The following is a 23,040-nucleotide window of genomic DNA, read 5'->3' on the forward strand; positions in this document are numbered from 1 at the left end:
CAGCGCGGAATTAACCGCAGGATGAGGCGATTAACGTGGCCGAAAGAACGGATTGGCGCCTTCGGTGCGTTACACGATCCCGCCACCCGCGCCGCTGACCGCGGGCCGTTCCCCCGACACCTGCGCGCGGTAACCAGACGCGCGATAGGTGGCCACCGGATCAATCGCGCCGCCCCTGTCCAGACGGGCCATGGCAAGGATCGGTTCAACATCCGTGCGGAAGGCGTGTTTCAGGGTTGTCGTTGCCATCAGGGCATCGTTTTCATCCTGAAACCCGCCCAGTGCGGCGCGATCCACCAGCAAGGCCTGGGTATAGGCGCGCTGCACCTCGGTGGCCGACACCATCAGGCTTTCGATCGGGTCGGTCACGTTGTGGCTTTGATCCAGCATGTGCATCGGGTTGAAATCGGGGTTGGATTCAGCCGCGACCAATTCGTTGAACACAAGAAACAGGCGATAGGGGTCGATGCTGCCGGTATCCAGATCATCGTCGCCATATTTGCTGTCGTTAAAGTGGAATCCGCCCAGTTTGCCGAATTGCGTCAGCCGCGCGACGATCATTTCGATGTTCACGTTCGGCGCGTGGTGGCCCAGATCGACAAGGCATTTCGCCTTGTCGCCCATCTGCTGTGCAATCAACAGGTTGGTGCCCCAATCCTGCACCACGGTCGAATAAAACGCCGGTTCATACATTTTATGTTCGGTCAGCATGGTCCAACCATCGGGCAGCGCGCCATAGATTTGCCGCGCGGCGTCCAGATAGCGTTCAAACTGCCGGGTAAAGTTGGTTTGCCCGGGAAAGTTGGACCCGTCGCCAACCCAGATTGTCAGCGCCTTTGACCCGATCTTCTGGCCCAGCTCGATGCAGGCGATGTTATGTTCAACCGCCTGCTGGCGGGTTGCCGCATCGGTGTGGGAAAGCGACCCGAACTTGTAACTGTGGGGCTGATCGGGCTGATCCTGAAAGGTGTTCGAATTCATCGCATCAAAGCGCAGCCCGACTTCTTCGGCCTTGGCGTTCAGATCGGCGGCGGGCTGTGCATCCCACGGGATATGCAACGATACTGTGGGCGTTGCCCGGGTCAGGTGTTGGATAACGCCGCAATCGGACAATTTGTCAAAAATATCGCGGGGTTCGCCCGCGCCGGGAAAGCGGGCAAAGCGCGTGCCGCCGGTGCCGACGCCCCAACTGGGCACCGCAACGCCATAATCCGCGACCTTGGCCTTGATCGTGGCAATATCAATGCCGCGCCGGTCAAGGTGTTCGCCAAGGGCGTCGTAATCTGATTGCAGGCGCGCCCTGGTGGCATCGTTGCTTTGGTCGATGATGCTTTGTTTGATCATGGCTTGGCCCCCCTACCGTGTGAATGCCTGAACGTTGCCTGCGTCCACGTTGATGATGTTGCCTGTCGATTTTGACGAAAGGTCAGAGGCAAGGAAATAGGCCGCTTCGGCAATATCCTCGGGCAGGACAGAACGTTTGAGCATGGAACGGTCGCGGTACATCTGTTCCAGCCCTTCCTTGTCGGTGCCATAGGTGCCGGCCCGCTGATCGAGCCATTCGCCCTGCCAGATTTTCGATCCCTTCAGCACCGCATCCGGGTTTACCACATTCACCCGGACCCCCATGGGCGCACCTTCCAGTGCAAGACAGCGCGCCAGATGAATCTCGCTCGCCTTGGCGGTGCAATAGGCGGCAGCGTTGGGCGAGGCGGCAAGACCGTTCTTTGACGCGACAAAGACCACGGCGCCGCCCATATCCTGCGCCCTGAACAGTTTGAACGCCTCGCGGCTGACAAGGAAATACCCGGTGGACAGGATCGCCATGTTCTTGTCCCACAGCGCCAGCGTCGTGTTTTCGATCGGGGCGGAACTGGCGATGCCGGCGTTTGACACCAGAATATCGACCCCCCCGAATTCGGCGGCGATGTCGGCATAAGCGGCGGTGACGGCCCCCTCATCGGTGACGTTCATGTTCACCGTGCGCACAACATCGGCAGAGTATTGCGCGCTCAGGTTCTTGGCGGTGTCGGCCAGCGCGGCATCGTCAATATCGGCCAGCATCACACAGGCGCCTTCGCGCAGGTATCGTTCCGCCGTGGCCGATCCGATGCCACCGGCACCACCTGTGACAAGGGCCACACGCCCGGCCATGGATTTGGGCGCTGGCATGCGCTGCAGTTTCGCCTCTTCCAACAGCCAGTATTCTATATCGAACGCCTCTTGTTCGGGCAGGCCCTGATATTGTGAAACCGCATCGGCACCGCGCATCACGTTGATCGCGTTGATATAAAACTCGCCTGAAATCCGCGCTGTTGCCTTGTCCCTGGCAAAGGTGATCATGCCGACACCGGGCACCAGATAGACCACGGCGTTCGGGTCGCGCATGGCAGGGCTGTCGGCGCGTTTGCAGCGGTCGTAATAGGCTTTGTAGCCGTCGCGGTACTGCGCCACCGCATCGGCCAGACCGGCCAGCGTGGCGTCAACATCCGGGTTTGCCGGGTCGAAATTCACCACGAGGGGGCGGATTTTGGTGCGCAGGAAATGGTCCGGGCAGGATGTGCCAAGGGCGGCCAGCCGCTCCATCTCCCTGGCATTCACAAAGGTCAGAACCGCGTCGGCATCGGTGAAATGGCCGACCATGTGCTGTTGGCCCGATACCATGCCACGGATCGCCGGCATCAGCCGCGCAGCGGTGGCGCGGCGTTGATCGGCGGGCAGGCTTTGATGCCGGACACCGCCAAAGGAATCGCCACCGGCAGTCTGTTTGGCAAACCAATCCATCGCCGTCTGAATCACGTTCAGGGTCAGATCATAGCATTCCTGTGCATCATCGGCCCAGGTGAACAACCCGTGGCTTTCCAGCACAACGCCCTTGGCATCCGGGTTTTTTGCACAGAAATCCGACAGCCACAGACCCAGTTCAAACCCCGGCTTTTTCCACGGCAGCCAGCCGATAACATCGCCAAAAATCTTTTGCGTCAACGCCTTGCTGTCTTTCGCGGCGGCGATGGCGATAATGGCGTCGGGGTGCATGTGATCGACGTGCTTTTTCGGCACATAGGCGTGCAGGGGGGTGTCGATGCTGGCCGCGCGGGGGTTCAGATTAAAGGTGCAATGGGGCAGATAGGCGACCATCTCGTCCTCATATTCCACCCCGCGATAAAGGCCTTTCAGCGCGTTCAGCTTGTCCATGTAAAGGGTCGCAAACCCGTCCATCTTGATCGACCCGACATCCCCGCCCGATCCTTTCACCCACAGCACCTCTGCCATGGCGCCGCTCAGCAGATCCTTTTGCATCACCTTGGCCGATGTATTGCCGCCGCCATAATTGGTGATTCTCTTGTCAGACCCCAGAAGGTTGGAGCGATAAAGCAGCTTCTCCGGCTCGCTCATGTCTTTGGCGTGCGCGGTGTCCCATTTGTTTTCAAGGGGTTGGGTGTTTGCTGTGGTGCTCATCGGTGTCTCCATGGGCGGCAGGGATGTGTAGGTCGTTGACCGGCAACGTGACGGCGGGTTGATGGCGTGTCAATCATTTTCAATCAATTATTGTCATGCTGCGTCGCAGAATGATTGGAAATGACAATTAATGATTGACAGACTGCGAATCTCGCCTCACGTTGACGGGAACAAGTGGAGGATGGACGTTGCACGAAAAGGACAGGCACCGCGTTATTCTGTCGGCTGTTCAGGACCGGTCTCTGGTCACTGTGGCCGATCTTTGCGCGCTGACCGGCGCATCCGAGGCGACCGTGCGCCGCGACATCAACACGCTGGACGGCCAGAAACGGTTGCGCCGGGTGCGTGGCGGCGCCGAGGCCCTTGCCGCCGCGCCCTTTGGCGGTCTTGCCGGGCGGCCGTTTTCGGTGAACGAAACCATGAATATCGCCGAAAAACAGGCGATTGCCGCCGCCGCGGTCGAGCTGTGCAATGACGGTGAACCGATCATCATCAATGGTGGAACAACCACGTTTCAGATGGTGCATCCGCTGGCATCCCTGCGCATGCAGGTGTTTACCAATTCCTTTCCCATTGCCGAACATCTTTTGAACAACAGCCGCAACACGGTGCTGTTGTCCGGTGGCATCATTTACCGCGAACAGAACATCGTGCTGTCGCCGTTCGACAACGACGTGACGCGCAATTTCTATGCCAAACGGATGTTCATGGGCGCGCAGGGGATCGGCCCGCTGGGCCTGATGGAACAGGATCCGCTGCTGATTCAGGCGGAACAGAAACTGATCGGGCAAGCCGAGGAATTGATCGTGCTGGTGGACAGTTCCAAGTTCGCCAACCGATCGAGCCTGATCCTTTGTCCGTTGGAACGGATCGACACGATCATCACCGACGAGGGCATTGATGATCGCAGTGCCGCGATGCTTGAGGCGGCTGACGTGACTTTGATCGTGGTGCCCGCGGGCGCCGCACAGAAAGAAGGGGTGGCATCGTGACCGCCCCGTTTGCAACCACTCCAGGGAGGAAACCATGAGTGTATTCAAGAAAGTCCTGACCAGCGCCGCGCTGGCCACGGCCATGTTCACCACGCCGGTTCTGGCGCAAGACAACGTGCGCATCGCGCTTGTCGTCAAGGCGCTTGGCATCGGGTTTTTCGAGGCCGCAGCAAAAGGCGCCGAAGAGGCCGCCGACGAGTTGGGCAACGTCGAGATCATCTATACCGGTCCCACCGACACCACGGCAGAAGGCCAGATCGAAGTCATCAACGCGCTGATCGCCCAAAAGGTCGATGCGATCGCGATTTCCGCCAATGACACCGACGCCCTGGTCCCGGCCCTGAAACGCGCCATGCAGCGCGGGATCACCGTTATAAGCTGGGACAGCGGCGTTGCCCCCGAGGGCCGTCAGTTGCACCTGAACCCGTCGTCCAATCCGCTGATCGGCAACATGATCATCAAACTGGCCGCCGATCATTTGCCTGACGGGGGCGAAGTGGCGCTGTTGTCGGCCACCACCACCTCAACCAACCAGAACGTCTGGATGGATGAAATGAACAAGGTGATGGGCAATTACCCCGGAATCGAGGTCGTGGCGACGGTTTACGGCGATGATCTGGCTGACAAATCCTATCGCGAGGCGACGGGCCTGATGCAATCCTATCCTGATCTGGATGCGATCATCGCGCCCACATCCGTGGGCATCGTGGCCGCCGCGCAGGCCGTGGTTGATGCGGGCAAGGTCGGTCAGGTGAACGTGACGGGCCTTGGCCTGCCGTCGGAAATGGCCGGTGCCATCGAAAGCGGCGCGTCAAAATCCTTTGCGATCTGGAACCCGATCGATCTGGGGTATTCCGCCACGATGCTGGCTTATGAGCTGAGCCAGAATGGCGTCGAGGCAGCGCCGGGTGCGGAAATCCCCATGGGCCGCATGGGCACGCTGACCCTTGATGACAACAACGAAGGCGCCATGGCCGATCCTTTCGTGTATGACGCCAGCAATATCGAACAGTTCAAGTCGATCTTCTGAGACTTGCCCCAGTGGCCCGATGCCCCGCGTCGGGCCACACCCACCGCCCCTTTCCCAACCCCAAGAGTGTGACCATGAAAGAGCGTGCCCCGCTTTCCAGTTCGCCCGTCGTGGCGATGGACACAATCACCAAAACCTTTCCGGGGGTGAAGGCACTGGACCGCGTGAAGCTGGAGCTTTACCCCGGTCAGGTGACCGCCCTGGTTGGTGAAAACGGGGCGGGAAAATCAACCACCGTCAAGATTCTGACCGGGATTTACCGCCCCGATGGCGGCACGATCCGCGTCAATTCCGAACCTGTCACATTTGCCACGCCCAATGATGCGGCACGGGCGGGGATCACCGCGATTCATCAGGAAACCGTGTTGTTTGATGAATTGTCGGTGGCCGAAAACATCTTTATCGGCCACGCGCCCCGCACCAGATTGGGCCTGATCGACAAGGGGGAAATGCACCGCGCCGCGCGCAAGCTGCTGGATGACATTGGTGCGCCGTTCGACGGTCATACGCCCCTGCGCGATCTGGGCATCGCCAACAAACACCTTGTCGCCATCGCCCGCGCCCTTTCGGTGGATGCCCGGGTGGTGATCATGGACGAACCCACCGCCGCCCTGTCGCACAAGGAAATCGAAGAACTCTACGATCTGGTTGAAACCCTCAAGGCGCAGGGCAAGGCCATTCTGTTCATCAGCCACAAGTTTGATGAGATTTTCCGCATCGCCGACCGTTACACGGTGTTTCGCGATGGTGCCTTTGTGGGTGACGGGCTGATTGCCGATATTGATGAATCCGCGCTGGTGAAAATGATGGTTGGCCGTTCCGTCGATCAGATTTTCCCGACCCGCGCCCATGACGTGGGCGAAGACGTGCTTCAGGTCGTCGGCTATGACCACCCCAGTGAATTTGCCGATATCGGGTTTACCCTGAAACGGGGTGAAATCCTTGGGTTTTATGGCCTTGTCGGGGCGGGGCGTTCGGAATTCATGCAGGCGCTGATGGGTATCACCCGGCCCAGCAAGGGCGTGTGCAGGATAAACGGCAAGATCACCGTCATCCGCTCGCCCGCCGATGCGGTTGCCAGCGGCATCGTTTACGTCCCCGAGGACCGGGGCAAACAGGGGGCGATCATCGGCCTGCCGATCTTTCAGAATATCACCCTGCCATCGCTGACCCGCACGTCACGGCGCGGTTTTCTGCAACTGGCCGAGGAATTCAAACTGGCCCGCGAATATTCCGAGCGGCTGGATCTGCGCGCCGCGTCCCTTGATCAGGATGTGGGCAACCTTTCGGGGGGAACCAGCAAAAGGTGGTCATTGCCAAATGGCTGGCCACGCAGCCACAGGTCATCATTCTGGATGAACCGACCAAGGGCATTGATATTGGATCAAAGGCCGCGGTGCATGAATTCATGGTCGAACTGGCGGGGCAGGGATTGTCGGTGATCATGGTCAGTTCCGAAATCCCCGAGGTGATCGGCATGTCCGACCGGGTGATCGTGATGCGCGATGGCCGGATCGCCGCCGAACTGGAGGGCGGGGGTCTGCGCCCTGAAACCCTTGTGCGCCATGCGGCAGGTATCAACAGCGCACCCCATGCACAGGAGGCATAAGCCATGACGCGATTGATCCCCGTTCGCGAAACGATCCTTGCCGGCGCCATCCTTGTGCTGTTGGTGCTGATCGCCTCGCGGTTTTCCGGCTTTGTGGCGCCGGGCAATCTGGCCAATGTGTTCAACGATACTGCACCCCTGATCATTCTGGCGCTGGGGCAGATGGTGGTGATCCTGACCCGCTGTATTGACCTGTCTGTCGCGGCCAACCTTGCCCTTGCCGGTATGGCCGCCGCGATGGTCAATGTTGCGATGCCGGGGTTGCCGATTCCGCTGATTATCGCCTTTGCGGTGTTTCTGGGCGCGCTCATGGGGGCGTTTAACGGCATTCTGGTGTGGAAACTGTCGATCCCGCCCATCGTGGTGACGCTGGGCACCATGACCATCTTTCGCGGCATCATCTTTTTGATCTCAGACGGTAAATGGGTGAACAGCCACGAGATGAGCGCCGCCTTCACCGGGTTCCCCCGTGCCGCCTTTCTCGGGTTGCCGGTGCTGTCGTGGATTGCCATTCTCACGGTGATCGTTTTCGCGGTGATGATGGCGCGCACGCCCCTGGGCCGGTCGATCTTTGCGGTGGGGGGCAACCCACATGCGGCGGTCTATACCGGCATCGACGTGGGCAAGACCCAGTTTCTGGCCTTTGTCATTTCCGGGGCGCTGGCCGGGCTGACCGGATATCTCTGGGTGTCGCGCTATGCCGTGGCCTATGTCGATATTGCCGGAGGGTTTGAACTCGATGTTGTGGCGGCCTGTGTGATCGGCGGCATTTCGATTGCCGGTGGAATCGGGTCGGTTGGCGGTGCGGTTCTGGGCGCGATTTTCCTTGGGGTTGTCAAAAACGCGCTGCCGGTGGTCAATATTTCACCGTTCTGGCAGTTGGCCATTTCCGGCAGTGCGATCCTGATCGCCGTCGCGTTCAACGCCCGGGCAGGGCGCGCCAAGGGGCGGATCATCCTGAAATCAGCGGAGGCCAAGGCATGAGCGAAGCCGCCACACCACGCCACATTCCCGACCGGTTGCACAGTCGCGCCTATCGCATGCTGCGCAGTTGGGAAACCCTGCTGCTGGCCGTTGCGGTTGCGATTTTCGTGGTCAACAGCTTTGCCTCGCCGTATTTCCTGAACGCTTGGAACCTGAGCGACGCGACGTTCAACTTTACCGAAAAGGCGATGATCGCATTCGCCATGGCGCTGTTGATCATCGCGGGTGAAATCGACCTGTCCGTCGCCTCGATCATCGCGCTGGCCAGCACGGCCATGGGGCTGGCGGTGCAATCGGGGGCCGGTACGCCGGAACTGGTGGTGATCGGGTTGGTGGTGGGCCTGCTGTGCGGGGCGTTCAACGGGTTTTTCGTGACCATCCTTGGCCTGCCCTCGATCGTTGTGACCATCGGCACGATGAGCCTGTTTCGCGGCATCAGTTACATCATCCTGGGCGATGATGCCTTTCGTGGCTATCCAAACAGCTTTGCCTGGTTCGGGCAGGGGTATGTTTACTGGATCTTCACGGTTGAAATGCTGTTCTTTGTCATCATCGCCGTAATCTATGGCGTGTTGCTGCATAAAACCAACTTTGGCCGCGCCGTCTATGCCATCGGCAACAACCCCACCGGCGCGCTGTTCAGCGGCATCCGGGTGCAGCGGGTCAAGTTCATCCTGTTCCTGCTGACGGGTCTGATGTCGGGGGTTGCGGCGATCTGTCTGACCTCGCGCCTTGGGTCGACCCGCCCCAGCATCGCACAGGGGATGGAGCTTGAGGTGGTGACGATGGTGGTTCTTGGCGGCGTGAACATTCTGGGCGGATCGGGGTCGATCCCCGGCGTGGTGATTGCGGCATTTGTCATGGGGCTGGTGACATTCGGGCTGGGCCTGTTGAACGTGCCGGGGATCGTCATGTCGATCTTTATCGGCCTGCTGCTGATCGGGGTTATCGCCCTGCCGCGCCTTTGGACTATGGCCGCCAACAGGAGGGCACGATGAGCGAACGACATGTGTTTCGGATGCGCCTGAACCCGGGGCAGGCCGATGAATACCGCCGCCGCCATGATGCCATCTGGCCCGAGCTGGCCGCGCTGTTGCAGAATGCGGGTGTCAGCGATTATTCGATCCACCTGGATGCGGAAACCGGCTTGTTGATCGGGGTGCTGATCCGGGCCGATGGCCATGGCATGGATACGCTGCCGGATCATCCGGTGATGCAGAAATGGTGGGCGCATATGGCCGATATCATGGAAACGAAGGCCGACAATGAACCCGTCAGCGTCACCTTGCCCCGCCTGTTTCATATGCCATGACCGGGCCGCGCCATATCGCCGTGATCGACGTGGGCAAGACCAACGCGAAACTGGCGCTGGTCGATCTGGCCAGTCTGTCGGAAATCGCCGTTCTGACCCGTCCCAACCGGGTGCGCCCCGGCCCGCCCTGGCTGCATTTCGATGTTGACGGGCATTGGGCGTTCTTTCTTGATGCGCTTGGGCGGTTTCACCGGGAACACCGGGTTGATGCCATTTCGATCACGACCCATGGCGCCAGTGTTGTTCTGTTGCAATCTGACGGAACCCTGGCCGCGCCGATCCTTGATTATGAACATGATGGCCCGGCCTCGGTCGCGGCAGAATACGATGCCATCCGCCCGCCCTTTACCCAAACCGGATCGCCGCGCCTTGGCGGCGGGTTGAACGTGGGCGCGCAACTGCACTGGCAGTTTCAGGCCGATCCGGCCCTGCGGGCGCGCACCGCCCATGTGATGGGGTATCCACAATATTGGGGCCATCGGTTGACGGGGGTTGTGGCCAGCGATGTGACGTCGCTGGGGTGTCATACCGATCTGTGGCTACCGCGTGAGGGCCGATATTCCGATCTGATCAACCGCCTGGGGATTGCCGGAAAAATGGCCCCGGTGCGTAAATCCAGCGATGTCCTTGGGGTGATCCGCCCCGAAATTGCACAGGCGACGGGCCTGCCCGCCAACACCCCGGTGGCCGTGGGCATTCACGATTCCAACGCCTCGCTTTATCCTCACATCCTGACGCAACCCGGCGCGTTTTCAACGGTTTCCACCGGCACCTGGGTTGTGGTCATGGCGATGGGCGGCGCGGATCAGCCCCTTGATCCTGCGCGCGATACGCTGATCAACGTCAACGCCCTGGGTGATGCGGTGCCGTCGGCCCGGTTCATGGGTGGGCGCGAATATGAGGTGATCAGCGAAGGGCAGGGGGCACGCCCACCCCCGATGATTTGCATGCCGTTCTTGATGCCCCGCTGATGCTGTTGCCTGCGGTTGATCCGTCAAGCGGGCCATTTCAGGGCCGCGCCATGGGCTGGTCCGGGCCTGTGCCGACGGTGGGGTCGGGCAAAAGGGCGGCGGCGTTGGCGTTTTATCTGGCGATGATGACGGACACCTGCCTGCGCCTGTGTGGGGCACGCGGCCCGACGATTGTTGAAGGGCCGTTTGCACGCAACGCGCAATATCTGGCCATGCTGGGGGTTGCCACGGGCCGTCCGGTGTTGTTCAGCCAATCAGCGACGGGCACAAGCACCGGTGCGGCGCTGTTGTTCGGGGCGGGCGGGATTGCCCTGCCCGAAGCGGCCAGCACGCCCAAAGACTCCGCGTCCCTCGCCCAATACGCCGCCCGGTGGCACGCCGCCGTGGCACGGGGTTAGCCCGTTAAAGCCCTGCCGCCTTGGTCAGGTTCACCCGAAACCTGTCGCGCCGCCGTTGATAGCGCCGGGTCATTTCAGCCGAGGCATGGCCAAGCTGTTTCTGGATGTAACGTTCATCCACTTCGGCGCTGCTGGCCAGTCCGGCGCGCAGGGAATGGCCCGAGAACAGCGCCAATCGCTCTTTTTCAGGCAGATCACCGCGAATGCCGGCCTCCAGCACCGTTTGCTTGATCAACCGCGCGACGTGTTTGTCGGACAGCCGCGCATCCAGAACGCGCCTGTTGTCGCGGCTGGTGCGGCGGAACAGCGGGCCAAAGTCGATCCTGGAAAAGTGCAGCCATTGTTCCAGCGCATGAACCGGGCAGGTTTGTTCGGATGAACCGCGGCCGATTTCAACCTCGCGCCAGCCGGTCTTGCCCCGCAGACAAAGCAGCGCGCCCTGGTCTTCGATCTCGGCCCAGCCGCCGCTGTCGGGCGTATCGTCACGCCCGTGGTCAAGGCTGACAATTTCCGACCGGCGCAACCCGCCCCCATACCCCACGAGCAGCATCGCCCGATCCCGCAGACCGCGCAGATCAAACGGCAGCGTCGCGATCATGGCGATGATATCCTCTGCCAGCACCGCCTCTTTTTGAACGGGGGGCCGGGCATGTTTGCGCCGAACCCCGGCAAGAACAGTGGAAATATGGCGATCCTTGCGATCAAGGGTATAGCCGCGCTGTTGATAGTGCCAGGCAAGCCCGGACAATCGCCGCTCGATCGTACTGACCGAAAGAGCGGGGGTGTGGTCATCGGGTGCGGCGCAATTTGCGATGTAAAGACCGATCAGTTCCGGGTGCGGCGGCAAAGGGTCGGCGCCCCGTCTGCGGCACCAATGCTGAAAATGCGCCCAGTCCTTTTTATAAGCCTTGTTGGTGTTTTCCGCCGTCGCCTGACGGGCATAATCCCTTGCGGTGTCAATCAGCCGTTCAAGGTTGCCGGAACGGACCAAAAGGTCAGGGGCGGGCCGGTCTGGCGTGCGGGTATCTGTCATGTTTCCCATTCTAGGGGATATCGCCCGGCAGTTCAATTATCGGACGTGCACGGTGTTCGGTTAGCGTCTGGTGCGCACCGGTTTGCTGACGATGAGTTGGGTTTGCCACTCTTCGCAGCGGCGTTGCAGGCTCGGGCTAAGCCGCTGATCGGTGACCAAGGCGTCCAATTCCCCGAGCGAGGCAATCCGGGCCGGGGCGGTGCGTTTGAATTTGCTGTGATCGGCAATCAGGATCGTGCGCCGGGATTGATGCAGGATCGTGCGGCTTACGCCGACCTCCTGAACGTCGAAATCAAGGATGTCGCCGTCCTGATCGATGGCGGAACACCCGATGATGCCGATGTCGAACTTGAACTGCCGGATCGCGGCGGTGGTGATGTCACCGACCAGCCCGCCGTCGGACTGGCGCAGACTGCCACCGGTCACGATCACCTGACAGTCGGGATTTTGCGACAGGATGTTGGCCACGTTCATGTTGTTGGTGACAACCAGCAGATTGCGATGATGCCGGAGTTCACCTGCCACCGCCTCGGTGCTGGTGCCGATGTTAAGGAAAACGGTGCAATTCTCGGGGATCTCTGCGGCACAGGCCCGTGCCATGGTGATTTTACCCTCGGCATTCAGCCGTCGGCGTTCTTCATAATCAATGTTGGTGGTTCCCGAGGGCAGAACCGCGCCCCCATGCACCCGTTCCAGGCGCCCCGCCTCGGCCAGGTCGGTCAGATCGCGGCGGATCGTTTGCAGGGTGACATCAAAATGATCGGCCAGACCCTCAACCGTCACTTTACCCTCGCGCCGGGCGATTTCGAGAATTTCCGGATGTCGGATCGTTTGCGACATTGACGCCTTTCCACGGGTTGGCGGAATGTTTCGCATATTTTCGGTTCAGAGGAAACCACTTTTCCAAAGAGAGCAGCGCGACCCGAATCCCCTGCCTGGCACAAGGAAATGCGCGAATTTGTTGAGCGTGATTCAGAAAATATATTGAAAACAATCTGATAACGAAAAGTGAAAAAAAACGAACATTATTGTTGTTCTTTTGGTCACGCTTTGGTTACAGTTACCCCAGACGAGGATTGGGGGGTCTGCGTGTCATCAGATAACGGCATATGTGATCTTTTGGTGATTGGCGGCGGCATAAACGGCTGCGGCATTGCCAGGGATGCGGCAGGACGAGGGCTTTCTGTTACGCTGGCCGAAATGGCCGATCTTGCGTCGGCAACCTCTTCGGCGTCGACCAAGCTGTTTCACGGTGGATTGCGCTATCTTGAGTATTTCGAATTCCGACTGGTGCGCGAAAGCCTGATTGAACGTGAAACCTTGCTGCGTGCGATGCCCCATATTTCATGGCCCATGCGGTTCGTTCTGCCCTACAGCGCCGACATGCGGTTCGAAAGTGACACGCCCACGTCCAAGCTGTTGAATGTCGTAATGCCCTGGATGCGCGGGCGGCGCCCGGCCTGGCTGATCCGGCTGGGGCTTTTCATGTATGATACCATGGGTGGGCGAAAGATTTTGCCGGCAACGTCAACCATCGACCTGACCAAAGGCCCCGAAGGTGCGCCCCTGAACGATAAATTCGCCAAGGCCTATGAATATTCCGATTGCTGGGTCGAGGATCTCGCGCCTTGTGGCGCTGAACGCCCGGGATGCGCGCAATCTTGGCGCCAGGGTATTGACCCGGACCAAGCTGATCCGTGCGGAACAGGCCGGTGGCACTTGGCAGGCGACGCTGCAAGATACGATCACCGGGCAGGAATCCACGGTGCGGGCGCGGATGATCGTCAACGCGGGTGGTCCGTGGGTTGAAGATGTGCTGCACAATCGGGTGGGCGTTGACAGCAGTGATGGCGTGCGTCTGGTGCGCGGCAGTCATATTGTGACGCGCCGCCTGTTCGATCACGACAAATGCTATTTCTTTCAGGGCACCGACGGGCGGATCATGTTCGCGATTCCCTATGAAACGGATTTCACCCTGATCGGCACAACCGACCGCGAACATGCCGACCCCGACACCAAACCCACCTGCACCGATGCGGAACGCGATTATATGCTGGCGTTCATCAACGGGTATCTCAAAGATCCGATCGATGTGGATGATATTGTCTGGAGCTATTCCGGCGTGCGGCCCCTGTATGACGAAGGCGCGTCCTCGGCCACGGCGGCGACGCGGGATTATACGCTGAAGGTCGATCACAGTGCCGGGGCGGCGATGTTGAATGTCTTTGGCGGCAAGATCACCACCTATCGCCGCCTTGCCGAACATGCATTGGAAAAGATCGGCGCCGAACTGGGCGATGTGAAAGGCCCCTGGACAGCGGGCGCGTCCCTGCCCGGGGGTGATTTTCCGGTTGGCGATGTTGCGGCGCAGATTGCCGCGCTGGGGCGGGATTATCCGTTTCTTGGTGCTGTTTGGGCGCGCCGGTTGATCCGGGCCTATGGCACCGACGCCCGCCGGATTTTGGGCGATGCCGCGCAGGCGTCGGACCTGGGCCGTGATTTCGGCGCGACGCTAAGCGCGACCGAGGTGGATTGGCTGATGGCGCGCGAATTCGCGCGCACCGCCGAAGATGTGCTGTGGCGGCGTTCCAAACTTGGGCTGCGCCTGTTGCCCGACGAGGTTGCCGCGCTGGATGAATATATGACCGAACACCGTGCCGATACCGTAACATCGGCCGCAGAATGACGCCGCAAAAGGAGAGGACAACGTGACACTGACACTTGACGGCGTGACCCATATCGTTGGCGGACGCACCCATATTCACGAAACAACCCTGACGCTGGAAAATGGCACGATGAACGTGCTTTTGGGGCCGACGCAGGCGGGCAAGACATCGCTGATGCGGCTGATGGCGGGGCTGGATCAGCCGACAACTGGCCGCATCCTGTGGAACGATCAGGACGTGACCGGCCAGCGCGTGCAGGACCGCCAGATCGCGATGGTCTACCAACAGTTCATCAATTACCCGTCGATGAGCGTCTATGACAATATCGCCTCGCCCATGCGGCTGATGGGGATCGCGCGCGCGGAAATCGACACCCGCGTTCGCGAAACCGCCGATCTGATGAAGCTGACGCCGATGCTGAAGCGCAAGCCGCTGGAATTGTCGGGGGGCAGCAACAACGCTGTGCGCTGGCCCGTGCCTTGGTCAAGAACGCCGGATTGGTGCTGCTGGACGAACCGCTGGCCAACCTCGATTACAAGCTGCGCGAAGAATTGCGCGCCGAAATTCCACGGATCTTTGAAAAATCCGGGTCGATCTTTGTCTATGCCACGACAGAACCCGAAGAGGCGCTGTTGTTGGGTGGGAATTGCGCCGCCTTGTGGGAAGGGCGGGTCACGCAATTCGGCCCCACGGCGCAGGTGTATCGCCAGCCCGCAGATGCCACGACGGCGCGGGTGTTTTCCGACCCGCCGATGAATTTCATCACGTTGGACAAACGCGGCGATACCATGCAGCACGGCGGCGGCAGTTTTCCGGCGCGCACCATGGGGCAGGGGCTGGCCGATGGGCGTTATCTGGCCGGGTTCCGGCCCAGCCATCTGACGCTGGAGCCGGACGAAGGTGCGATCCGGTTCGACACCACGCTGAACGTCAAGGAAATTACCGGGTCGGAAACGTTTATTCACCTGCATCACGGCACGGATCGCTGGGTCGGGCTGATTCATGGGGTGCGCGATCTCGCCCTGGGTCAGGCGTTGCCGGTCTATCTGGACCCCAGCCGTGTTTATCTGTTTGCCGAGGATGGCGCGCTTGTCGCCGGTGCCCCCTATGCGGAGGCTGCATAATGGCCAAGATCACGCTTGATAATCTGGCGCATTCATACCTGCCCAACCCGACCCAGGAAGATGACTTCGCCCTGAAAGAGCTGAAACACGACTGGGCCGATGGCGAGGCTTACGCCCTGCTTGGCGCATCGGGCTGTGGCAAATCCACCTTGCTCAACATCATTTCCGGGCTGCTGATCCCGTCACAGGGGCGGGTATTGTTCGATGGGCGCGACGTGACGACGGCCCCCACGGCAGACCGCAACATCGCGCAGGTGTTTCAGTTTCCGGTGGTTTACGACACGATGACGGTGCGCGAGAATCTGGCTTTTCCGTTGAAAAACCGCGGGCTGGATGCGGCGGAAATCAAACGCCGGGTGCAAAAGGTCAGCGCGATGATCGACATGGAATCCGGCCTTGATCGCAAGGCACGCGGCCTGACGGCGGATGCCAAGCAGAAAATCTCGCTTGGCCGGGGCATGGTGCGCGAGGATGTGAACGCGTTGTTGTTTGACGAACCCCTGACCGTGATCGACCCGCATATGAAATGGGAATTGCGCACGCAGTTGAAAAAGCTGCATCAGGATTTCGGCCATACGATGATTTACGTCACCCATGACCAGACCGAGGCGCTGACCTTTGCTGATAAAGTGGTGGTGATGTATGACGGGCGCGTCGTTCAGATCGGCACGCCACAGGAATTGTTTGAACGCCCCGCCCATACGTTTGTCGGCTATTTCATCGGCTCGCCGGGGATGAACCTGTTTGATGCCCGGATCGACGGCGCGCAGGCCCGGATCGGCGATGCCACGGTTGATCTGACCCGTCCCTATGCCGCCACGGGCAACACCCAGATCGGCGTGCGCCCTGAATTCATTCGCCTTGGCACCGGTGGCGCGGGTATTCCGGCCACTATTCGTCGGGTCGAGGACGTGGGCCGCCACAAGATCGTGCGCCTTGAGGTAAATGGCACCGAGGTTGCCGCCATCGCGGGCGAAGATGAAACCATCGCGGCGGACACCAATTGCATCACCTTCGCCCCCGAGGGGGTGAATGTTTACGCCGACGACTGGCGCGTCGCGCCCCAGGGGGAGGTTGCCTGATGAACAAGACCGTCAACCAGAAAGCATGGTTTCTGATCCTTCCGGTTCTGGTGCTTGTTGCCTTTTCCGCCGTCATTCCGTTGATGACCGTGGTGAATTATTCGGTGCAGGATACATTCGGGCAGAACGTCTTTTTCTGGGCCGGGCTGGATTGGTTCAAGGAGATGCTGCATTCCGACCGGATGTGGAGCGCGCTGTGGCGTCAGTTGACCTTTTCGGCGATCATTCTGGCGATCGAGGTGCCGCTGGGCATTTTCGTGGCCCTGAATATGCCGAAAAAGGGGTTCTGGTCGTCCTTTTGTCTGGTCACCATGTCGCTGCCCCTGCTGATCCCGTGGAACGTCGTCGGCACGATCTGGCAAATCTTTGGCCGGGTGGATATCGGGCTGTTGGGCTATACGCTGGAATCTCTCGGCATCGACTACAACTATACGCAGGATATCATTGACGCCTGGGTAACGGTGATCGTGATGGATGTGTGGCACTGGACATCGCTGGTGGCGCTTCTGGCCTATGCCGGGCTGCGTTCGATCCCTGATGCCTATTATCAGGCGGCCAAGATTGATCAGGCCAGCCGCTGGGCCGTGTTCCGTTATATCGAACTGCCCAAGATGGCTGGGGTGCTGATGATCGCGATCCTGCTGCGGTTCATGGACAGTTTCATGATCTATACCGAACCCTTTGTCGTTACCGGCGGCGGGCCGGGCAATGCCACCACGTTCCTGTCCATCGACCTGGTGAAAATGGCGTTGGGACAGTTCGATCTGGGGCCTGCGGCAGCGTTCAGCCTGATGTATTTCCTGGTTATCATGCTGATTTCATGGGTGTTCTACACCGTCATGACGACAATCGACAAAAGGGAGGGCAAATGATGACCGACACGACAATCCCCGAAGTCGTCACCGAAACCCACGACATGACCATTGAGCGCCCGCGCAATGCCACGCGCCGGTTCCGGCCCTCTGGTTCAACCATCGTGATGGCGCTGTACCTGCTGTTTCTGATGCTGCCGATCTATTGGTTGCTGAACATGAGCCTGAAAACCAACAGTGAAATTCTGGGCACGTTTTCGCTCTGGCCGCAGAATTTCACGCTGGCGAATTATGAAAAGATCCTGACCGATCCAAGCTGGTACATGGGCTATGTGAATTCGCTGATCTATGTGGTGATGAACACGGCGATCAGCCTGGCCGTGGCGCTGCCTGCCGCCTATGCCTTCAGCCGCTATTCGTTCATGGGCGACAAGCACCTGTTTTTCTGGCTGCTGACCAACCGGATGGCGCCACCGGCGGTTTTCGCCCTGCCGTTCTTTCAGCTTTATTCATCCATCGGGTTGTTTGACACCCATATCGCCGTGGCGCTGGCCCATTGCCTGTTCAACGTGCCGCTGGCGGTCTGGATTCTGGAAGGGTTCATGCGCGGCGTGCCCCGGGAAATCGACGAAACCGCCTATATTGACGGGTATTCCTTTCCGCGGTTCTTCATCAAGATTTTCACGCCGCTTATTGCCAGCGGAATCGGCGTCGCAGCATTCTTCTGTTTCATGTTCTCGTGGGTTGAATTGCTGCTGTCGCGCACCCTGACATCGGTGGATGCCAAACCCATCGCCGCCACTATGACCCGCACGGTGGGCGCGGCGGGGGTTGATTGGGGCGTTCTGGCCGCCGCCGGGGTGCTGACCATCGTTCCCGGCGCTTTGGTGATCTATTTCGTGCGCAACTACATCGCCAAGGGCTTTGCCCTGGGGCGGGTGTGATGGGCCAACTGACAACAAAAGGAGCTTTGTGATGCTTGACTGGATGGCATGGACATGGCCCACGGCGGCCTTTTTCGGGGTGATCGCGCTGTTGCTTGTCACCTTTACGGTCCTCGCGGTGAAATTCCCCGAAACGCCCCGCAAGGGGGTGTTGCAGATCGAAACGACGCGGGGGGATCGTCTGTTTATCACGTTACTTGGCTCGGGCTTTATCAATCTGATCTGGCTGGGTCTGGCGCTGGGGCCTCAGTACCTTGCGCTGCTTGTCTGTCTTGCGTTTGCCGCGGCGGTGTTTCGCTGGGTGTGAGGCAGGTCAAAACCTGATCCTGGGGCCACGCCGCAGGGGCAGTTCTTTCGAAGCGTTCTGACCATGGGAGGAAACCAAATGAACGTTCTGTTAAAATCTTCCACCGCTCTGGGCCTTGCCCTGAGTATGGTGGCAGCACCGGCGTTTGCCGATATGGAGGCAGCCAAGAAATTTCTGGATTCCGAAATAGGCGATGTGACAACCCTGTCACGCGCGGATCAGGAATCGGAAATGCAGTGGTTTGTCGATGCCGCCGAACCGTTCAAGGGTATGGAAATCAACGTCGTTTCCGAAACCATCACCACGCATGAATATGAATCTCAGGTGTTGGCACCCGCATTCACCGCGATCACCGGTATCAAGATCAATCACAGTCTGATTGGCGAAGGTGACGTGGTTGAAAAGCTGCAAACGCAGATGCAGACCGGCGAAAACATCTTTGACGCCTATGTCAACGACAGTGACCTGATCGGCACCCACTGGCGCTATCAGCAGGTGCGCAACCTGACTGACTGGATGGCAGGCGAAGGGGCAGATGTCACCTCACCGACCCTGGCCCTTGATGATTTCATCGGCACGCAGTTCACGACCGCACCGGACGGCGATCTGTATCAGCTGCCCGATCAGCAGTTCGCGAACCTTTACTGGTTCCGGTACGATTGGTTCACGGATCCACAAATCATGGCGGATTTCAAGGAAAAGTACGGCTATGATCTGGGCGTTCCGGTCAACTGGTCGGCCTATGAGGATATCGCCGAATTCTTTACCGGGCGAAACATCGATGGCGTCGATGTCTATGGCAACATGGACTATGGCAAGAAAGACCCCTCGCTTGGCTGGCGTTACACCGATGCGTGGATGTCCATGGCCGGCATGGGCGACAAGGGTGAACCCAACGGCCTGCCGGTCGATGAATGGGGCATCCGTGTCAACGACAAGTCACAGCCGGTTGGCGCCTGTGTTGACCGGGGCGGTGCAACCAACTCGCCTGCGGCTGTCTATGCGGTGAACAAGGCCATTGACTGGCTTCAGAAATACGCACCGCCCGCCGCTGCCGGGATGACATTCTCCGAAGCTGGCCCCGTGCCCGCACAGGGGAACATTGCCCAGCAGATGTTCATGTACACCACGTTTGTCGCGCCATTGGTCGCGTCGGATGCCGTGATGAACGAGGACGGAACGCCGAAATGGCGCCTCGCCCCGTCGCCCCACGGCGTGTACTGGGAAGACGGCATGAAGGTCGGCTATCAGGACGTGGGTTCATGGACGCTGATGAAATCCACCCCGGTGGATCGTGCCAAGGCGGCCTGGCTTTATGCCCAGTTCGTGACGTCCAAGACGGTGGATGTGAAAAAGGCGGATGTTGGCCTGACATTCATTCGTGAATCGACCATCAACTCCGATCACTTCTCTGATCGTGCGGACAAACTGGGCGGTCTGGTTGAATTCTATCGCTCGCCTGACCGTGTGCGGTGGTCGCCGACCGGAACGAACGTGCCGGATTATCCCAAGCTGGCACAGCTGTGGTGGCAGAACATCGGCGATGCGATGTCCGGCGCCAAGACCTCGCAAGAGGCGCTCGATCAGCTTTGTTCCGACATGGAAGACGTGATGGCGCGTCTGGAGCGTGCGGGCATCCAGGGTGATCTGGGGCCGAAGCTGAACGAGAAGAAGGACGATTCCTACTGGCTCGAACAGCCCGGCGCACCCAAGCCCGCGCTGGCCAACGAGGACGAAGACCCCAAGACCGTCAGCTATGACGAATTGGTGTCGTCCTGGAATTGATTCGACAGTAAAACCGGCCAAAGCGCGGATCCGCGCTTTGGCCACATGTTGGCTTTACCGTTGCCTTGGCGTTGTGACCCCGCGCTATTGTTTTACGCGGCTCATGTCGGGATCATACAACGGGCCAAGCTGCACCTCGCAGGGCACCCGTTTTGTCGCGACCTCCAATTCATATTGGCCCGAAGTCACAAAGGCGGCGTCAACCCCATCGGGGTTTCGCACATAGCCCAGACTGATCGATTTCCCGACCGTATAGCCATACCCACCCCCGCTCAGCCATCCAACGCGTTCGCCGTTGCGATAGATCGTTTCACGACCCAACAGCACAATGTCCGGCGTGGTGGTGAAACAGGCCAGCATCTTTTTGACGCCGTTATTCTTTTGCGCCTGTGCGGCCGCGCGCCCTTTGAACGGGATGCCTGATTTCAGTTTGACCGCCCAGCCCAGCCCCGCCTCGTGCGGGGTGTGATCCGGGCCGATGTCTGACCCCCAGGCGCGATACCCCTTTTCAAGGCGCAGGGAGTCAATGGCGCGGTATCCGGCGTTGGCCAACCCAAGGGGACGCCCCGCCTTCATCAGGGCGGCATAAACCGTGGTGGCGTATTCGACCGGCAGGTGCAGCTCCCACCCCAGTTCGCCAACATAGGTCACGCGCAGCGCCCGCACCGGGCAACCGGCAATGCCGATGGTGCGGATGGTGCCAAACCCGAACCCGTGGTTGGATATATCGGCGCGCGTGACCTTTTGCAGAATATCGCGCGCCCTTGGCCCCATCAGCGACAGCACCGCGTTCGATGAGGTGATATCGAACACCTGGCAATTCATGCCGTCGGGAATATTCCGGCTGATCCAGTTGAAATCATGGGTGGCAAAGCCGGTGCCGGTGACGATGTAGAATTCGTCTTCGGCAATGCGCGCGACGGTCAGGTCACATTCGATGCCGCCCCTGTCATTCAGCATTTGGGTATAGGTCAGGGTGCCTACGGGTTTGTCCACGTTGTTGGCGGCGATCCAGTTCAGCGCGGCAAGGGCATCGGGGCCTTTCAGGGCGAATTTGGCAAATGATGTCTGATCAAACAGCACCGCCGTTTCGCGCGCCGCCGTATGTTCGCGCCCGACGGCATTGAACCAGTTCTGGCGCCCAAAGCTGTATGTATCCTGCGGGGTTTCCCCTTTTGTCGCATCGGCAAACCAGTTTGGCCGCTCCCACCCCAATTTTTCGCCGAAACAGGCACCCTGATCTTTCAGCACCTCATAAAGCGGGGATTTCCGGCAGGGCCGCGCGGATGTGTTTTCCTCATGGGGCCAGCCCATGGTGTAATGTTTGCCATAGGCCTCAACGGTGCGGGTGCGCACCCAATCGGTGTCGAAATGGGGCCGCCCGAACCGGCGAATGTCTGCTGCCCACAGATCAAAGGGCGGTTCGCCCTTGTGAACCCATTCCGCCAGCGCCATGCCAGCGCCACCGCCCGCCGCAATGCCAAAGGCGTTGAACCCCGCCCCGACAAAGAAGTTTCGCAATTCAGGTGCCTCGCCGATGATGAAATTGCCATCGGGGGTAAAGCTTTCGGGGCCGTTGGTCAGTGTCTTGATCCCGGCATGTTCCAACGCGGGCACCCGGCCAAGGGCCTGTTCCATCAGGGGTTCGAAATGGTCGAAGTTACTGTCGAGCAATGAATAATGAAACCCCGGCGGAATGCCATCCGTGGCCCATGGAATGGGGTTCGGTTCATAGCCACCCATGACCAGACCGCCCACCTCCTCTTTGTAATAGGTCAGCCGGTCAGGGTCGCGCAGGGTGGGCAGGTTCGGGGAAACGCCGTTGAATGGTTCCGTGACCATATATTGGTGCTGCATCGACACCAGCGGCACATTGACCCCGAAACGGGCGGCGAAATCGCGGCTCCATTGGCCGGCGCAACATATGACCACCTCGCATTCGATGCGGCCCCGGTCGGTGATAACGGCCCGGATCTTGCCCTTGTTCATTTCGATGTCGGTGACTTTGGTATCCTCAAGGATCGCAGCGCCAGCCATGCGCGCGCCCTTGGCCAGGGCCTGGGTGATGTCCGATGGGTTGGCCTGTCCGTCGGTTGGCATGAATGCGGCGCCGATCACATCGTCGATGTTCATCAACGGCCACAGATCACGCGCCTCTTGCGGGGTCAAAAGCGCCATCTCAAGCCCGAAACTGCGGGCGGTGGTGGCCTGTCGCTTTACCTCGGTCCAGCGTTCCGGGTTGCAGGCCAGCCGCAAACCGCCGTTCATTTTCCAGCCGGTGCCAAGGCCGGTTTCCTGTTCGATGCTGTTATACAGGTCGACGGAATAGCCCAGCAATTGGGTGATGTTGGCGTTAGAGCGCAACTGCCCGACCAACCCCGCCGCATGGAACGTGGTGCCGGATGTCAGCTTTTTGCGTTCCAGCAACACGGTATCGCGCCAGCCAAGTTTGGCCAGATGATAGGCGGTGGAACAGCCGATGATGCCACCACCGATGATGACGGCTTTTGCAGTGGTTGGCAGATCTTTCAT

16 protein-coding genes and 4 pseudogenes are annotated in these 23,040 nt (G+C 59.8%); 15 read left to right on the plus strand and 5 right to left on the minus strand.

All coding sequences use genetic code 11. The features are described from left to right. Nucleotides 1-69 precede the first annotated feature (69 nt). The gene (rhaI, locus tag AC0L7P_RS19700; RefSeq protein WP_473435840.1) at nucleotides 70-1,344 is read right to left on the minus strand and encodes an L-rhamnose catabolism isomerase; all 1,275 of its coding nucleotides are present in this window, start codon (nucleotides 1,342-1,344) and stop codon (nucleotides 70-72) included. Nucleotides 1,345-1,356: 12 nt separating this feature from the next. Next, nucleotides 1,357-3,459, minus strand: coding sequence for a bifunctional rhamnulose-1-phosphate aldolase/short-chain dehydrogenase (locus tag AC0L7P_RS19705; protein WP_473435841.1), 2,103 nt, complete (start codon nucleotides 3,457-3,459; stop codon nucleotides 1,357-1,359). 188 nt (nucleotides 3,460-3,647) lie between these two features. Between AC0L7P_RS19705 and AC0L7P_RS19710 the strand changes: the two genes are divergently transcribed. The 7 genes and pseudogenes from AC0L7P_RS19710 (at nucleotide 3,648) to AC0L7P_RS19740 (ending at nucleotide 10,755) form a co-directional block, all read left to right on the plus strand. Then, nucleotides 3,648-4,451 (plus strand): DeoR/GlpR family DNA-binding transcription regulator, encoded by an 804-nt coding sequence (locus tag AC0L7P_RS19710; protein ID WP_473435842.1) that lies wholly within the window; start codon nucleotides 3,648-3,650, stop codon nucleotides 4,449-4,451. Between the two features lie 34 nt (nucleotides 4,452-4,485). Next, complete coding sequence (rhaS, locus tag AC0L7P_RS19715; protein ID WP_473435843.1) at nucleotides 4,486-5,481, plus strand: rhamnose ABC transporter substrate-binding protein; 996 nt, start codon at nucleotides 4,486-4,488, stop codon at nucleotides 5,479-5,481. A 74-nt stretch (nucleotides 5,482-5,555) separates the two neighbouring features. Continuing rightward, nucleotides 5,556-7,090, plus strand: a pseudogene (locus AC0L7P_RS19720) (sugar ABC transporter ATP-binding protein). Nucleotides 7,091-7,093: 3 nt separating this feature from the next. After that, nucleotides 7,094-8,074 (plus strand): ABC transporter permease, encoded by a 981-nt coding sequence (locus AC0L7P_RS19725; protein ID WP_473435844.1) that lies wholly within the window; start codon nucleotides 7,094-7,096, stop codon nucleotides 8,072-8,074. Then, nucleotides 8,071-9,072 (plus strand): ABC transporter permease, encoded by a 1,002-nt coding sequence (locus AC0L7P_RS19730; RefSeq protein ID WP_473435845.1) that lies wholly within the window; start codon nucleotides 8,071-8,073, stop codon nucleotides 9,070-9,072. The genes AC0L7P_RS19725 and AC0L7P_RS19730 overlap by 4 nt, the downstream gene beginning before the upstream one ends. Continuing rightward, on the plus strand, nucleotides 9,069-9,386 hold the full coding sequence (locus tag AC0L7P_RS19735; protein WP_473435846.1) for an L-rhamnose mutarotase: 318 nt from the start codon (nucleotides 9,069-9,071) through the stop codon (nucleotides 9,384-9,386). Before AC0L7P_RS19730 ends, AC0L7P_RS19735 begins: the two co-directional genes overlap by 4 nt. Then, a pseudogene (locus AC0L7P_RS19740) lies at nucleotides 9,383-10,755 on the plus strand (FGGY-family carbohydrate kinase). Before AC0L7P_RS19735 ends, AC0L7P_RS19740 begins: the two are co-directional and overlap by 4 nt. Nucleotides 10,756-10,759: 4 nt before the next feature. On the opposite strand, the gene AC0L7P_RS19745 reads toward AC0L7P_RS19740, so the two are convergent. Beyond that, entirely contained in the window at nucleotides 10,760-11,788 is a 1,029-nt protein-coding gene (locus AC0L7P_RS19745) for a tyrosine-type recombinase/integrase (RefSeq protein ID WP_473435847.1), read from the minus strand. A gap of 60 nt (nucleotides 11,789-11,848) precedes the next feature. Further along, nucleotides 11,849-12,628, minus strand: a complete 780-nt coding sequence (locus AC0L7P_RS19750; protein ID WP_473435848.1) for a DeoR/GlpR family DNA-binding transcription regulator — start codon at nucleotides 12,626-12,628, stop codon at nucleotides 11,849-11,851. A gap of 249 nt (nucleotides 12,629-12,877) precedes the next feature. Between AC0L7P_RS19750 and glpD the strand changes: the two are divergent. The 8 genes and pseudogenes from glpD (at nucleotide 12,878) to AC0L7P_RS19790 (ending at nucleotide 20,508) form a co-directional block, all read left to right on the plus strand. Beyond that, nucleotides 12,878-14,474: pseudogene (gene glpD / locus AC0L7P_RS19755) on the plus strand (glycerol-3-phosphate dehydrogenase). 109 nt (nucleotides 14,475-14,583) lie between these two features. Continuing rightward, nucleotides 14,584-14,918 (plus strand): annotated as a pseudogene (locus AC0L7P_RS19760) (ATP-binding cassette domain-containing protein); the annotation flags it as partial. Between the two features lie 15 nt (nucleotides 14,919-14,933). Next, entirely contained in the window at nucleotides 14,934-15,578 is a 645-nt protein-coding gene (locus AC0L7P_RS19765; RefSeq protein ID WP_473436245.1) for an ATP-binding cassette domain-containing protein, read from the plus strand. Then, nucleotides 15,578-16,660: an ABC transporter ATP-binding protein gene (locus AC0L7P_RS19770; RefSeq protein ID WP_473435849.1), complete on the plus strand. Its 1,083-nt coding sequence runs from the start codon at nucleotides 15,578-15,580 to the stop codon at nucleotides 16,658-16,660. The genes AC0L7P_RS19765 and AC0L7P_RS19770 overlap by 1 nt, the downstream gene beginning before the upstream one ends. Further along, nucleotides 16,660-17,532, plus strand: a complete 873-nt coding sequence (locus AC0L7P_RS19775; RefSeq protein WP_473435850.1) for a carbohydrate ABC transporter permease — start codon at nucleotides 16,660-16,662, stop codon at nucleotides 17,530-17,532. The genes AC0L7P_RS19770 and AC0L7P_RS19775 overlap by 1 nt, the downstream gene beginning before the upstream one ends. Then, on the plus strand, nucleotides 17,532-18,416 hold the full coding sequence (locus AC0L7P_RS19780) for a carbohydrate ABC transporter permease (RefSeq protein ID WP_473435851.1): 885 nt from the start codon (nucleotides 17,532-17,534) through the stop codon (nucleotides 18,414-18,416). The genes AC0L7P_RS19775 and AC0L7P_RS19780 overlap by 1 nt, the downstream gene beginning before the upstream one ends. A 31-nt stretch (nucleotides 18,417-18,447) precedes the next feature. Continuing rightward, complete coding sequence (locus AC0L7P_RS19785) at nucleotides 18,448-18,723, plus strand: DUF2160 domain-containing protein (RefSeq protein ID WP_473435852.1); 276 nt, start codon at nucleotides 18,448-18,450, stop codon at nucleotides 18,721-18,723. A 78-nt stretch (nucleotides 18,724-18,801) separates the two neighbouring features. Next, nucleotides 18,802-20,508: an ABC transporter substrate-binding protein gene (locus AC0L7P_RS19790; protein WP_473435853.1), complete on the plus strand. Its 1,707-nt coding sequence runs from the start codon at nucleotides 18,802-18,804 to the stop codon at nucleotides 20,506-20,508. A gap of 84 nt (nucleotides 20,509-20,592) precedes the next feature. Here the strand turns inward: AC0L7P_RS19790 and AC0L7P_RS19795 are convergent, their stop codons facing one another. Beyond that, nucleotides 20,593-23,040, minus strand: coding sequence for a GcvT family protein (locus tag AC0L7P_RS19795; protein WP_473435854.1), 2,448 nt, complete (start codon nucleotides 23,038-23,040; stop codon nucleotides 20,593-20,595).

It is taken from the genome of Oceaniglobus sp. K40-3 (genome assembly GCF_055808395.1).